Raw genomic sequence first — 14,230 nt, 5'->3', positions numbered from 1 at the left:
ATAAAACTTTCAACTAAGGTCGCAGACCTTTTTATTCCTTTGGCAAACATAATAACCGGAGATAGTTGTGCTGATAAATCATCGCATTAAATAGTTCGAATTACTTAGAGTCTGTTTAAATTTTATTGCTTTCTTTTTTCAAGACTTATTTTGAGATCTATTTTTCACTTATTACTAGCAGATTCAGCGGGCTGAATCAAGAGGAATAAGTGAAAAAGAGGCTCAAAAGAGCTTAAAAAAGTAGCAAAGAACAATGACAGCATTCCATAATAAAAATAGTTCGGTAAAATTTAAATAGACTCTTAATATGAAACATAAAAACTTCATTCCATTTCTTTCTTCAATTTGAGAAGTCCTTCTCTAATCTCCTTCTGGATTTCGAGTTTTGAAGTATCAACAAATTCGCACAATGCAAAATCTTCGGGAGCAACTTCATATATACCAAGTTGTTCCATCTTATCTACATTGTATGTTATTGTAGCCTTTATCAGTTGCTCCGGAAGAATATCCATCGGGAATACTTTATCATACTCATTAGACATAATTATGGCACGACGACCGCCCATCAAACGGGCATCTAAACGATATTTCTTATCAGGCTTCAATAAACTCACTAACTTAGATAAGTAAGTACCTCCTGCACTGTATTTTTTATTTAATCCGACAGAAGCCCAACCCACAAAATCGTGCTTATCATCCCCCTCGGGAATCACTGTAATTTGTGAATCATAAAAACGAAGCGATCCCTCCTTATCAATCTGCGTACCTGTTAACACATTACCCGATATATAACGCAAGTTATCACCTCTTGTAACATTAGCTTCAAATAGCCGATCGAGTTTGGAACCAATTACTACAGAATAATATCCTTTCTTTACAGTTTCCGAACCTGTGTATGCCACAAGACGAGTAAAATCAACATATCCCTTTAGTAGAAAACGACCAATTATCAACACATCGGGTGCGGTAATAGTCCAGACTGTTTCACCTTTATTTACAGGTTTTATTGCATTGATTTGGACTCCGGTATTTCCGGCAGGATGAGGTCCTTCAAATTCACAAATCTCAACATTCTTCGCATCAAGTAAAGCTACCGATTTAGTACCGGGACTAATTCCCATATACATTGTTCCGGAAGTCAGTTCAGACAAAGCTTCAATACCTTTTTGGAAAGCCTGAAGTTCGTTTTCTATTATAAAATCATATGAAGGAGCCAAGGGGGCAGAAGAAAATCCGGTAATAAATATATCACGGGGAGAGACATTGGGGTCTGCAATTATATCATAGGGACGTTGCTTGATAAAAGGCCAAAGTCCGGCTTTCAATAGTTTCGTTCTTATTCCATCTGCTGTATTATCCTCTATCAGAGCAGTATCCAAAACTTCCTGTTGAATCTCTTTATCTGCTTCTATAGTGATATCCAGAAGTTTTCGTTTTTCGCCTCGTGTGATCGATACCACGATACCACTCACAGGGGATACAAATACTAATTGATCATTCCTTTTATCGTGCATTAAAGGTGTACCTGCCTTCACGTGATCTCCAACTTTAACATCTACTTTAGGAATAAGACCGGGAAAATCTTCAGGTATAATTCGGAGGATAGATGGCTTTATATGACCCATAAAAACTTCAGGTGCACTACCTTCTATCGGAATATTCAGACCTTTCTTTATTTTAATATATTTTGGCATATAATACTTATGTCAAACGGTTTTGTAAGATATCTCGTTATTTATTAATATTACATAAACGATATCAAGCCTGATGCCTTTATTCGAAATGCGACAATAAATAGGTGACTGCCCTTTATATAGTATTCTTTTAAGAAATACAATATATTTTATCTATATAATAAGGAAAGCTATTATTACAAATATAATTTTTTTTTTCGAGAACTGAAAGTCAATCACTAGAAACTTCAGTCTACAAAAAAAGGATTGACTAAAATAGTCAATCCTTTTATATATTGTTTTAAACTTCACTAATAGGAAGTTAATCCGATGGTCACAAAGCAGCTATTTTACTTGCCGTTTTTCTTCTTAGGCTAGCTATCTCTTTTTCTGAATCATCATGATATTTTGCAGCTCTTTTCTCACCTTCTTTTCTTATTCTGTCGGCTTCTTTCTGAGCTCGCTTATCTGCATCTCTATGTGCCTTTTCCGAATTTTTTAAAGCTTTTGTTTTTGATTTCTCAATCTCCTTAGCTTCCTGTGCTTTTAACTTTTCTATCTTGGACTGAATTGTAGGATCTGCAGAATTTTTATTCTGAGCATAAGATACTTGAAGCCCCAACATACCGATTAAAAACATTGAAAATAGCAATTTCTTCATAAATATATAAAATGGTTATTATTAATCAATTAGTGTGTACTGACGCTATATATTTCCAAAAACATAGCCTACAAATCTAAAAATACTTATTGAATTTCTAGCAAAAAAAATGTTATTTTTTCAGAAATGAGTCTATTTGAGTTATTAAGAGCAAAAAAAATCTCCCATGAAAATTAACTCATGGGAGATACTTATATATTGAATAAATTATACTATTACCAAATAGAAGAACGCTTTTCAAGAGGCAAATAAAGAGAATCTTTATCTGTAATATTAAACGCTTTATACCAAGCTTCCACATGAGGCAAAGCACCATCTACACGCCATTTACCTAAAGCATGAGGGTCTATTTTAGTTAAGCGTCTGATTTCAGCATCTCTGATATTACCCGCCCATAGATTGGCATAGGCTAGGAAGAAACGTTGTTGAGGAGTAAATCCGTCAATCTTTTCGCCTGACTGCCCTTGTTTGGTTTTCATAAAGGCATAATAAGAAACTTGTATGCCTCCTTGATCGGCAATATTTTCACCTAAAGTAAACTGTCCATTAGCATGTAAATCGTCTAACACTACAATATTACTGAAATGATCTGCCAAGACTTTGGCTCTCTCCTCAAATTTCTTGGCATCTTCGGGAGTCCACCAGTCGGTCATATTACCGTTCTTATCATATTTACGACCCTGATCATCAAAACCATGAGTCATTTCGTGACCAATAACCACACCAATCGCACCATAGTTAACAGCATCATCAGCATCCATATAAAAGAATGGAGGTTGTAAGATACCTGCAGGGAAACAAATTTCGTTCGTAGTAGGATTATAATAAGCATTCACTGTTTGAGGCGACATTAACCACTCTGAACGGTCAACAGGTTTACCTAACTTACTTAACATAAAATCGAACTCGAAATTAGATGCACGGACTATATTTGCCCAGTAGTTATCATCTTTAATATCTAAAGCCGAAACATCTCTCCATTTGTCAGGGTAACCAATCTTCACGATAAACGTTCCCAGTTTTTCCTGAGCCTTAGCTTTAGTTTCTTTACTCATCCATTCCAAATTGTTGATACGTTCGCTCAACGATTCTTTAAGGTTCTTCACAAGATCGAGCATACGTTCTTTAGCCTTTGGAGGAAAATATTTTTCAACATACAATTGCCCTACTTCTTCTCCAAGAGATTCGTTTATTGTATTTACAGTTCTTTTCCAACGGGGTTGTATTACTTTACTTCCGCTCATTTCTTTACCATAGAATTCAAAATTCGCATTTACAAACTCATCATCCAGATATTTAGAAGCAGCATTAATTAAACACCACGAAAGATATGCTTTAGAATCTTTTACAGGTGTAGATTGGATCAGTTTTACAGCCGCAATAATAGGCTCTTTTTGAGAAACATTCAATTCCTTCAAATCTTTTGCACCTACAGCTGTAAAAAATTCATCCCATTTAAATTTAGCTATCGAATCATTAAGGCTACTAACCTGCATTTTATGATAGTTAAGTTCGGGAACACGTGTTTTTTCCTTCTCGAAATGAGATTTAGCCAATGCTGTTTCTATTTTCATGACAGCTGTGGCGGCCGCCTTAGCATCAGCCTCTGTATAACCTGCATGTTTAAACTGAGTTTCCATCAGTTTAATATAACCTTCACGTAAAGACTTCGATGTTGGATCGGTAGCCAAGTAATACTCACGTTCGCCCAATCCCAAACCACTTTGGTAGATATGAGCTATGTTCATCGAGCTATTCATATCATCGGCTCCCACATAAAAGCCAAAGAACGGAGCTGATGTATAGTGTCTGATTTTGCCCGAAAGAACAATAATATCTTCTACCGTAGAAGCTGCATTAATAGTTGCTAACTGCTCCAGAACAGGAGTTCCACCATCGGTATTCAACTTCACGCTATCCATACCCAGCTTATACAAATCTCCGATCTTTTGAGCGGTAGATCCCTGCTTATTTTCAGTTTTACCCAGTTCAATAATCAAATCTTTTATTTGCTTCTGATTATTTTCTCTCAACTGATCAAACGAACCATAACGAGAGTATTCGTCGGGTATAGGATTGGCATCAGACCATCCGCCTGTTGCGAAACGATAGAAATTACTACCGGGATTAGCTGTAGTATCCAAATTCTCAATCTTTAATCCTTCTACCATAAGCACCACCTCTTCTGCGTTAGCTTTCTGTTTACAACCAACCGTAGTTGCTGCGGCCAGAATAGCTACCGGTAAATAATAATACAATCTATTCATCTTTATTATATTTAATATTTATTCTTAAAACAGTCTTTATAAACTTTCTAACATACGTTTAATAACGGTCTGCGCTGAGATTTCACGATTGGCTGCTTCTTGAACTACTATTGATTGTGGACTTTCGATAACATCATCAGTAACAATCATATTACGACGTACAGGCAAACAATGCATAAAGTAGGCGTTATTAGTTAAAGCCATTTTCTCGGTGGATACTGTCCATGCCCTGTCTTTACTTAATATCTGTCCATAGTTAGGATCTGTATAAGCAGCCCAGTTCTTTGCATATACAAAGTCGGCGCCAGCCAAAGCTTTATCCTGATCATACTCAACTTTCGCACCACGCACAAACTTGGGGTCTAATTCGTATCCTTCGGGATGAGTAATCACAAAATCAACATCAGCCTCATTCATAAAATCAGCAAAAGAATTGGGTACAGCCTGTGGTAATGCTTTTGGGTGAGGTGCCCAAGTCAATACAACTTTAGGACGTGCAGTCTTTTTATATTCTTCAATAGTTATCAAATCGGCAAAAGCCTGCAAAGGATGTCCTGTGGCTGCTTCCATACTGAAAACAGGGCGTCCCGAATATTTGATAAACTGATTCAATATCTTTTCCTCATAATCGTCCTGCTTGTTCTCGAATTGAGCAAAAGCACGTACTCCTATAATGTCGCAATAACAGCCCATCACTGGAATTGCTTCCAACAAATGTTCGGTCTTGTCACCATCCATTATAACACCTCTTTCGGTTTCCAGCTTCCATGCTCCTTGATTTATATCCAGTACCATTGTATTCATACCAAGATTCATTCCAGCCTTTTGTGTACTCAAACGTGTACGCAAGCTAGAGTTGAAAAAAACCATCAAAAGGGTTTTATTTTCACCCAGATGTTTATATCCGAATCTGTTTTTTTTAACTTCTAATGCTTCCTGAATAGCAGCATTTAAATCCCCTAAATCTTTGACATTTGTGTACGTTTTCATAGAACAAAATGTATATATAATATATGTTATAAAATCACCCTAAAAACTTTCAAAAATCAAAGGTAATAATAATTAAAAACACAAAACGGTTATTATCTATCAATTTTGCGGAAAACAGAAGAAATCTATCAAACCGGTTGCAAGAAAAAAACATTGAAATTGAATCTTTATTTTCTCAAAACCGTCTTTTTCGAGTATTTTTGCACTCTAAAGTTAATAACAATGAAGCATTACATATTCCTATTAATGGCTATCGCATTTGAGATAGTAGCAACATCCTCACTAAAAATGTCCGAACAATTTACCAAGCTCATCCCCAGCGTTGTCACCGTAGTATGTTACATTGCTGCATTTTACTTTCTGAGTTTAACCCTTAGAACTTTACCCGTAGGAATAGCCTATGCGCTTTGGTCTGCGATAGGTATTGTTTTTATAACCATAATAGGAATTTTCGCTTTTAAACAAGTACCCGACCTTCCGGCTATTATCGGATTGGCACTTATTGTAGCAGGAGTAGTTATTATAAATGTTTGGTCTAAAACATCAGCACATTAAAGCCTCAAAACTATTATTTCTGAGCCAAATATTCGGCTGATGGTGTATGGATACTTCCATAAGGACAACCACACGCTTTAGATGATGATTTGCAGCTTATAAGCAAGCTTGCTATAAAAAGAATTACTAAAACTTTTTTCATTAAGAAATATAAGTATATAAATTGAACTTCTGCAAATGTAAAAATAATAATAAATACTTTTCAGCCATATGGATTTCTTAACATGCTATACAAATAAATCTCCTCTTTTAATGGAAGGTGCATTGGGAGAACGATTGAAACGCGAATATAATCTATCTTTTGATGCTGATGTAGCGATGGCAAGCCTCATTTATACCAACGAAGGTCGTCAAGCTTTAACGTATCTATGGAATGAGTACATAGCTATTGCTGAAAAACATAATCTCCCTTTTATTGCTACCACACCTACCCGACGAGCTAATAAAGAACGTGTTAATCAGTCGAAATACAGCGAAGATATCATCTCCGAAAATGTTTCCTTCTTAAGATCGATTAAAGCAAGTAGCTCAACAACCATGTTTACAGGAGGACTTATGGGATGCAAAGGAGATGCCTATCAAGCTAAAGATATGCTATCTATTGAAAAAGCCAAGAAATTTCATTCGTGGCAAGCCAACTTATTCCATGAATCGAAAGTCGATTTTTTGTTTGCAGCCATTATGCCGGCACTATCCGAAGCTATCGGAATGGCAAAAGCTTTAGAGGAAACCCATTTACCATATATTATAAGTTTTATGATTCTAGAAAACGGGTGTTTAATAGACGGGACTTCCATCCACGATGCTATTATGCTAATAGATAAATCAACACAACAAAAGCCCGTTTGTTATATGGCTAATTGTGTACATCCTAAGATTTTATATTCGGCATTAGAAAAAGAATTTAATCAAACCCCACTCGTAAAAGAACGCTTCGGTGGAATACAGGCAAATACATCTCCCCTTTCGCCTGAGGAATTAGATAACTCCGCCGACTTAAAATGTTCCGATAGTATTGAGCTTGCCAACGAAATTATTAAATTAAATGAGTTCATTAACCTTAATATTGTAGGAGGGTGCTGTGGCACAGACAATACACATATAGAACAAATTGCAAAAAGAATCTCAAATAAACAGATGATTTTTGAGAAAAAAAGCAACAAATAGGTCTGCGACCTTAAAATTTGTACTTTTGCAAATAAAATTTAGAAAAAGTGATTTCAATAGAAGGACTAACAGTAGAATTTGGAGGCCGTCCTCTTTTCGATAATATATCGTTTGTAGTAAACAAAAAAGACAGAATAGCACTTGTCGGCAAAAATGGAGCCGGTAAATCGACTATGCTCAAAATATTTGCGGGATTACAACAACCCACACAAGGAAACGTTTCATATCCTAAGGAACTTACCATTGGCTATTTGCCACAGCATATGCAACTGAACGATGGAAATACAGTTCTGGAGGAAGCGTCTTTGGCTTTCGATCATATTCAGCAATTAGAGATTGAATTAGAAGAAGTTAATGAACAACTTGCCACTCGTACTGATTATGAATCTAAAGAATATCATAATCTGATAGACAGGTCTTCTTACCTTAACGAACAATTCTTAATGTCGGGAGGTGGCAATTTCCTTGCAGAAGTAGAAAAAACACTGATTGGATTGGGTTTTAAACGTACGGATTTCGAACGCCCTACCAACGAATTCAGTGGAGGCTGGCGTATGCGCATCGAATTAACCAAGCTATTGCTTCGTCGTCCTGATGTATTGTTACTCGATGAGCCAACCAACCACCTCGATATAGAATCTATACAGTGGCTGGAGAATTTTCTTTCCACACATGCCAATGCAGTTATTCTGGTTTCTCACGACAGGGCTTTTCTGGACGCAGTAACTACACGTACCATAGAAATTTCGTTAGGGAAAATACACGATTATAAAGTTCATTATACCAAATATGTAGAGTTGAGAAAAGAGCGCCGCGAACAACAGATCAGAGCCTACGAAAATCAACAAAAACAAATACAGGAAACAGAAGACTTTATAGAGCGATTCCGATATAAAGCAACCAAAGCAGTACAAGTGCAATCGAGAATCAAGCAATTAGATAAGATCGACCGTTTGGAAGTGGACGAAGAAGACAATTCGAGTCTTCGCTTAAAATTCCCCCCTGCGCCACGATCAGGTTCATATCCCGTTATTGCTGATGGCTTAGAAAAAAGCTATGGAGATCATCTGATTTTTAAAGATGCCACTTTCACCATCAACCGAGGCGATAAAGTAGCCTTTGTAGGAAAGAACGGAGAAGGTAAATCGACCTTGGTAAAATGTATCATGGGCGAGACCGATTTCAAAGGAAAATTAGAATTAGGGCATAATGTAAAAATAGGATATTTCGCACAAAATCAGGCTTCATTACTCGACGAAAGCCGTACTGTATTTGAAACTATCGATTATGTAGCAACAGGCGATATACGCACCAGAATACGTGATATACTGGGAGCGTTCATGTTTGGAGGAGAAGCATCCGACAAAAAAGTAAAAGTACTTTCGGGAGGTGAACGAAGCCGTTTAGCAATGATCCGCCTATTATTAGAACCTGTTAATCTTCTGATTCTGGATGAGCCGACCAATCACTTGGATATGCGGTCGAAAGATGTCCTGAAAGATGCCATCAAGGAATTTGACGGTACGGTTATAGTTGTATCGCACGACCGTGAATTTTTAGATGGGCTTGTAGACAAGGTATACGAATTCGGAAACCAACAGGTAAAAGAACATTTGTACGGTATTTACGAATTTCTTCAAAAGAAAAAAATGGATACTCTACAAGAACTCGAAGCAGTTTCGGCTGCTAAGGTTGAAGCATCTGCCGCCAAAGCTGTTGAGGCAACTACGACAACGACAACTCCTACCCCATCAGAAAATAAGCTTTCTTATGAAGAACGGAAGGAACTGAACCGTCTCATCAAACGTCTTGAAAGGCAAATATCGGATATTGAGCAAAAAATAGAACGGATGGAACTGGAGAAAGCTTCTTTGGAAGAAACTCTCGCCACTCCCGAAGGATCAAGCGATCCTGCACTATTTGAAAAACACGGGAAAATGACAAAAGACATAGAGAATGAGATGAGTACATGGGAACTTATCACAATGGAACTCGAAGAAATGAAAACCAGAGCATAACAAAAAGAGAGATCAGTTGATCTCTCTTTTTGTTATATAGACAGTTATTTACCTATTCTCCAAGTGCTCTATTCTTTTATTTTGGAGTTCTATCAGGGATTGTTGTTCATTCAACCGCTTCTCTTGATTTATTGTATACAAAGTCAACTCCTCTATTTTTTGTAAAAGTTTTATTTGAAACTCATTCATATTAAGCCCGTCTTTTTGCATTTGCTTTTCAGATGGAATTTCGGGTAAATGCTTGTTTTCTTTTACAAAAGCTTCTACTTCAGAGAGTGGTTTTAAATTATAATCTTCTTCGAAAACAAAATCAGAGCCTTGAGTAATTTCCACTCTAACTTCTGTAGCACGAATAGTTCCTGCAACATCTAAAGGATACTGCGGATTATCTGTAAGAATTCCAACTTTAAAATTATGTTGCAATGTAATAAGCTTATTAGCACCATATGAGATATCTAAAAAAGCATTCGTGGGAGTATCTCTTGAAGAAAACAACCATGTTCCACCCGTATGATTAACTGGAACTAATGATAATCTGTTAGTATTTTTTCTATCCGGCATTTGTTTCCCTATTACCATTTCATTATCCAGATTTATTTGCCCTGCTTTGATACCTCCATTTACATCTAGTTCCGATTGTGGTGTTTCAGTTCCAATACCGACTTTACCTGCAAATACATTTTTATAAGGAACTTGCTTTTGACTAGTACCACTTAAGGCGGCGTCAGTAACTGTCCACCCTTGAAAATACTCAGCCTTTTCGCCCATACCTTGAGCAAAAGCACTCACCGTAAATCTCTGATAATAAATCTTCTGACCTAAAAAAATAACAACCTTACCATTTTCGTTACTAAGCCAGACATTTGGTGCGGTACCACCAAAGCTAGATGCCGTAGGAACATAAAATTCATTATTATAAATATACCATGCAATATTTAGATTAATTGTTGAAACTGCTGAAGTATTAGCTGCATAATTATACCCTTCAATTTTTATTGTAGGCATTTGAGAAGAATTTTGAAAAGGCAGATTAGTTCTAATTTTAACGCCATAAGCCGGAATTCCATTGAAGCTGTGATTCACTATATTAGGATAGTTTTGGCCAAAAGCGTAAATACCTCCGAGAAAGAAGAAAAGAAAGAAGAGCAGTTTTGTTTTCATAAATTAAATCATTGTTATTAAAAATACGTGAACAAATTTAACAAAAATCCACCCATCTCTAAATAAACTAAAAATGTTATTTCTATAAGCATTTATATACATTAACAGTTATCCTTACTGTTATGGCAGACTAAAGATTTAACTTTAGCACCGAATATTAAAGTAAGGAAACCCATATTTTATATTATATCTGGAAATTTAAACAGAATTACTTAATTTAAAGCATTAAACTAGCAAAGACAAATGAAAAAAGGTGTAAAAAAAGGTCTCATAATAGGAGGTGGAGTTTTTATAGTCCTCTTGGCTATACTAATTTCAATCCCATTTTTAATTAAAGATAAGATCAAAGATGCGGTAATTAATGCAGCAAGTAGTAGCCTGAATGCAGAACTTCATATTAATGATTTTGGAGTCAGTATTTTCTCTAATTTCCCCAATATAACACTGTCTCTCGAAGATATGTCGATAAGTGGAGTTGGCGATTTTGCCGGAGACACTTTATTAAAAGCCAAATCGGCAGACGTTACTTTAAATATCATTCAGGTATTGAAAGGCAATTATGAAGTTTCGAAAATTAATATGAATGGTGCTACAGTTTATGCCAAGGTTCTCACCGATGGGCGTACCAACTGGGATATTGTAAAAGTAGATTCGGCAGAAGTAGTTCCAATAACAAGCGATACTGAAACAGGAAGCGGTTCCTCTTTCAAATTGAAGTTGCAAAAAGTATCTCTCGATAATTGTCAGGTAACCTACGACGATCAGCAATCCAACATGAAAGTCATCCTGACCAATTGGAGCGGTGAAGTATCCGGCGATTTTAGTGCGGAAAAAACTACACTGAAAACAAAATCAAACATCGGAGAAGTATCCTTCATAATGGATGGCATACCTTACTTGTCTAAAATTAAAGGAACAGCCAATGCAACTATTGATGCTGATATGGATAAGGTTAAGTTTACATTCGTTGAAAGTGATATACAATTAAATGATGTAAAAGCTTCAATTGACGGATCGGTAGCTATGGTAGGTGAAGACGGCAAGGATTTTGACCTCAAACTAAAGGCTCCTGATACGCAATTTAAGGATATATTGTCTATTCTCCCTGCAATGTACACCGAAGACTTCAAGGACATTAAAACATCGGGGAGAGCCTCTCTTGACGGATTTGTAAAAGGGTTAATGCAAGGAGAACAATATCCTGCCTTTGACTTTAAGCTATTGATTAATAATGCCATGTTTCAATATCCATCGTTACCTAAATCAGTTGATAATATCAATGTAGATATGCGTATCAGCAATAAGGGTGGTTCATTTGATAATACGGTTATCGACATTAGTAAATTTAATTTTTCGATGGCAGGCAATCCATTTTCAGCAAGTCTGAATATCCAGACACCGATGAGTGATGCCAGTCTTAAAGCTCATTTGAAAGGTATAATTGATTTAGCAATGATTAAAGAAGTCTATCCTTTAGACAAAGGAATAGAACTAAACGGAAAATTGACTGCTGATCTCAATATTGCAACACGTATGTCGGCAATAGAAAAAGAGCAATACCAAAATGTAGATGCCAGTGGATCGCTAAAGTTGAACAATATGACCTATAGGTCAGGCGATATGCAAGACGTAGTTATAAATAATGCAGAATTAGGATTCACACCACAATATGTAAACTTATCGTCATTAGATGTGAAAATCGGTAAGAATGATATTTCGGCAACAGGTCGTCTGGAAAACTTTATTGCTTATGCCTTGAAGAACCAAACCTTAAAAGGTCAACTAAACTTGAAATCGAACTATTTCAACCTGAACGATTTTATGGGTGAAAGTTCAACTGCTGCCACAACAGAAAGTACAAGTACTTCAGAAACAACGCCATCGGCTGCAAGTCAATCATCTGATAACTTTGTAGTGCCTACCAATCTCAATTTTGCTCTTAATGCAGATATGAAGCAAGTGGTTTACGAGAAGGTAAATATTACCAATCTCAAAGGATCTATCGCTGTAAAGGATGGGACTATAACCATGCAAGATGTTACAGCAAATGCTTTAGGAGGAACAGCTAAAGTTACAGGTTCGTACAGCACAGCCGGCGATCCGAAAAATCCAAAGGTTACACTTAATGCCAATATCAGCAAAGCTTCTTTTGCTGAAACATTTAAATCAGTAGAAACTATTCAGAAATTTGCTCCCGTATTTGATAAAGTATTAGGAAACTATTCGATGAATATGAACATGAATGCATCTATGGGAGACAACCTACTGAAAATGCTAAGCGGGCTTACTGCCAGTGGAGTACTACAAGCCAATGATGTGCAAGTAGAAGGCGTTGAAGCTCTGAATAAATTATCTTCGAGCTTAAAGACAGATGCACTCAAATCGTTCTCAGCCAAAGATGTAAGTATTCCGTTTACGATAAATGAAGGTAAAATAAATACCAAACCATTCACTGTAGGCATAGGCGATGGAGGAAAACTCAATCTGGAAGGAACAACAGGACTGGATCAAACGATCAACTATAAAGGTTCGATCACCTTACCCAAATCGATGGCTAATGCCTACCTGAGTAATATCCCTATAACAATCGGCGGGACATTTTCAGATCCTAAAATCGGTGTAGATGCTAAAAGCCTCATAGGCAATTTGCTCGGCGGTGATGCTGTAGGCAAATTACTAGGAGGAAGCGCCAATGACAAACAAGAAGAGGTAACAGCAAAAGTGGGAGAAGAGAAAACAAAACAAATTCAAAAACTTCGTGAAGAAGCTAAAACTGCGGGAGACAAACTTGTAGAGGAATCTCAGAAAAGAGGCCAGCAACTAGTATCGGCAGCCGAGCCCAAAGGAGCTATTGCTAAACTTGCAGCCCAAACCGCAGCAGATAAATTAGTCTCCGAAGCTAAAAAGAATGCAAAAAAACTAACCGAGGAAGCCGAAGTACAAATTAAGAAGCTGGAGGCTCAATAAGGTTTCGATGAACTTATATACAAATAAACAACATATGAAAAAGATCTTTTTATTATTAGTAAGCGTTGCCCTGTTATCATCATGTAACAACGCAACAAAGGAACAAACTACAGATAAACAAATCAACGATAGCACCACAGTAGCTACTACACCTGCAGCAGATGTATCGGGTAAAAGTTTCGATGAATTATTCAAATCAATAGATGCTAAAGAGATTGATCAGAATATATTCAAATTATTGGAGGTGAATTACTCTGTGATTACTGCCGGAAAAGACAGCCTGTATAATTCTATGACAGCCAGTTGGGGCGGATGGGGCAGATTGTATGAAAAACAAGTTGCATGGTGTACACTTAATGCAAGTCGCTATACATTGGAACTGATAAAAAAGAACGGAACCTATACATTCTCGTTTTTTGACGAAACGTATAAAGATCAAGTACTTTTCTTGGGTAGTAAAACAGGCAGAGACTCAGACAAGATGAAAGAGCTTAAGCTGACCAAAGTAGATACCCCATCGGGCAATATAACCTATAAAGAAGCTTTCTTGGTAATAGAATGTAAAGTACTTCAACAAACAACTATTAACCCTGCTGATGTTATAGAGCCAGAGGATAAAGAATTTCTGAACAAAGCTTATAAAAGTGCCAAAAACTATCACCAATTATTAGTAGGTGATATTACTAAGGTTTGGGTGAAAAAATAACTAATTTATTAAACTTCACTTTACCATATAAAATAAGAGCCTCTAGAAGGGGCTCTTATTTTTTT

11 protein-coding genes are annotated in these 14,230 nt (G+C 36.6%); 5 read left to right on the top strand and 6 right to left on the bottom strand.

Annotated elements, in window-relative coordinates; all coding sequences use genetic code 11:
• Positions 1-323 precede the first annotated feature (323 nt).
• From CLV62_RS08460 to CLV62_RS08445, 4 genes are all read right to left on the bottom strand, one after another.
• Positions 324-1,694, bottom strand: coding sequence for a Na(+)-translocating NADH-quinone reductase subunit A (locus CLV62_RS08460; protein WP_110310348.1), 1,371 nt, complete (start codon positions 1,692-1,694; stop codon positions 324-326).
• 313 nt (positions 1,695-2,007) lie between these two features.
• Positions 2,008-2,334 carry a hypothetical protein gene (locus CLV62_RS08455; RefSeq protein WP_146212721.1) on the bottom strand — a complete coding sequence of 109 codons (327 nt, stop codon included), beginning with the start codon at positions 2,332-2,334 and terminating at the stop codon, positions 2,008-2,010.
• 215 nt (positions 2,335-2,549) lie between these two features.
• Positions 2,550-4,601: a M13 family metallopeptidase gene (locus tag CLV62_RS08450; RefSeq protein ID WP_110310346.1), complete on the bottom strand. Its 2,052-nt coding sequence runs from the start codon at positions 4,599-4,601 to the stop codon at positions 2,550-2,552.
• 36 nt (positions 4,602-4,637) lie between these two features.
• Positions 4,638-5,591 carry an N-acetylornithine carbamoyltransferase gene (locus CLV62_RS08445; protein ID WP_110310345.1) on the bottom strand — a complete coding sequence of 318 codons (954 nt, stop codon included), beginning with the start codon at positions 5,589-5,591 and terminating at the stop codon, positions 4,638-4,640.
• 222 nt (positions 5,592-5,813) lie between these two features.
• Between CLV62_RS08445 and CLV62_RS08440 the strand changes: the two genes are divergently transcribed.
• Entirely contained in the window at positions 5,814-6,146 is a 333-nt protein-coding gene (locus CLV62_RS08440; protein WP_110310344.1) for a DMT family transporter, read from the top strand.
• A gap of 13 nt (positions 6,147-6,159) precedes the next feature.
• Here the strand turns inward: CLV62_RS08440 and CLV62_RS22160 are convergent, their stop codons facing one another.
• The gene (locus CLV62_RS22160) at positions 6,160-6,288 is read right to left on the bottom strand and encodes a hypothetical protein (protein ID WP_262509956.1); all 129 of its coding nucleotides are present in this window, start codon (positions 6,286-6,288) and stop codon (positions 6,160-6,162) included.
• A gap of 68 nt (positions 6,289-6,356) precedes the next feature.
• Between CLV62_RS22160 and CLV62_RS08435 the strand changes: the two genes are divergently transcribed.
• On the top strand, positions 6,357-7,313 hold the full coding sequence (locus CLV62_RS08435) for a homocysteine S-methyltransferase family protein (RefSeq protein WP_110310343.1): 957 nt from the start codon (positions 6,357-6,359) through the stop codon (positions 7,311-7,313).
• Positions 7,314-7,360: 47 nt separating this feature from the next.
• Positions 7,361-9,331: an ABC-F family ATP-binding cassette domain-containing protein gene (locus CLV62_RS08430; RefSeq protein ID WP_110310342.1), complete on the top strand. Its 1,971-nt coding sequence runs from the start codon at positions 7,361-7,363 to the stop codon at positions 9,329-9,331.
• Positions 9,332-9,379: 48 nt separating this feature from the next.
• Here CLV62_RS08430 and CLV62_RS08425 read toward each other — a convergent pair whose 3' ends face one another.
• Positions 9,380-10,492: a hypothetical protein gene (locus CLV62_RS08425; RefSeq protein WP_110310341.1), complete on the bottom strand. Its 1,113-nt coding sequence runs from the start codon at positions 10,490-10,492 to the stop codon at positions 9,380-9,382.
• Positions 10,493-10,735: 243 nt separating this feature from the next.
• Between CLV62_RS08425 and CLV62_RS08420 the strand changes: the two genes are divergently transcribed.
• Both CLV62_RS08420 and CLV62_RS08415 read left to right on the top strand, forming a co-directional pair.
• Entirely contained in the window at positions 10,736-13,459 is a 2,724-nt protein-coding gene (locus CLV62_RS08420) for an AsmA family protein (protein WP_110310340.1), read from the top strand.
• Positions 13,460-13,493: 34 nt separating this feature from the next.
• Positions 13,494-14,165 (top strand): flavin reductase family protein, encoded by a 672-nt coding sequence (locus CLV62_RS08415; RefSeq protein ID WP_110310339.1) that lies wholly within the window; start codon positions 13,494-13,496, stop codon positions 14,163-14,165.
• The last annotated feature ends 65 nt before the right edge of the window (positions 14,166-14,230 follow it).

The sequence above is a fragment of the Indolivaga alginatilytica genome, assembly GCF_003201355.1.
Classification (GTDB): Bacteria; Bacteroidota; Bacteroidia; order Bacteroidales; family Dysgonomonadaceae; genus Dysgonomonas_A; species Dysgonomonas_A alginatilytica.
The sequence above is the reverse complement of the archived record's forward strand: the minus strand, read 5'-3'. Positions and strand labels throughout refer to the sequence as shown.

What these genes read in the sequence shown, in the direction of transcription:
- CLV62_RS08460 (WP_110310348.1), bottom strand. Translation starts at nt 1,694, where the DNA reads ATGCCAAAATATATTAAAATAAAGAAAGGTCTGAATATTCCGATAGAA.
- CLV62_RS08455 (WP_146212721.1), bottom strand. Translation starts at nt 2,334, where the DNA reads ATGAAGAAATTGCTATTTTCAATGTTTTTAATCGGTATGTTGGGGCTT.
- CLV62_RS08450 (WP_110310346.1), bottom strand. Translation starts at nt 4,601, where the DNA reads ATGAATAGATTGTATTATTATTTACCGGTAGCTATTCTGGCCGCAGCA.
- CLV62_RS08445 (WP_110310345.1), bottom strand. Translation starts at nt 5,591, where the DNA reads ATGAAAACGTACACAAATGTCAAAGATTTAGGGGATTTAAATGCTGCT.
- CLV62_RS08440 (WP_110310344.1), top strand. Translation starts at nt 5,814, where the DNA reads ATGAAGCATTACATATTCCTATTAATGGCTATCGCATTTGAGATAGTA.
- CLV62_RS22160 (WP_262509956.1), bottom strand. Translation starts at nt 6,288, where the DNA reads ATGAAAAAAGTTTTAGTAATTCTTTTTATAGCAAGCTTGCTTATAAGC.
- CLV62_RS08435 (WP_110310343.1), top strand. Translation starts at nt 6,357, where the DNA reads ATGGATTTCTTAACATGCTATACAAATAAATCTCCTCTTTTAATGGAA.
- CLV62_RS08425 (WP_110310341.1), bottom strand. Translation starts at nt 10,492, where the DNA reads ATGAAAACAAAACTGCTCTTCTTTCTTTTCTTCTTTCTCGGAGGTATT.
- CLV62_RS08420 (WP_110310340.1), top strand. Translation starts at nt 10,736, where the DNA reads ATGAAAAAAGGTGTAAAAAAAGGTCTCATAATAGGAGGTGGAGTTTTT.
- CLV62_RS08415 (WP_110310339.1), top strand. Translation starts at nt 13,494, where the DNA reads ATGAAAAAGATCTTTTTATTATTAGTAAGCGTTGCCCTGTTATCATCA.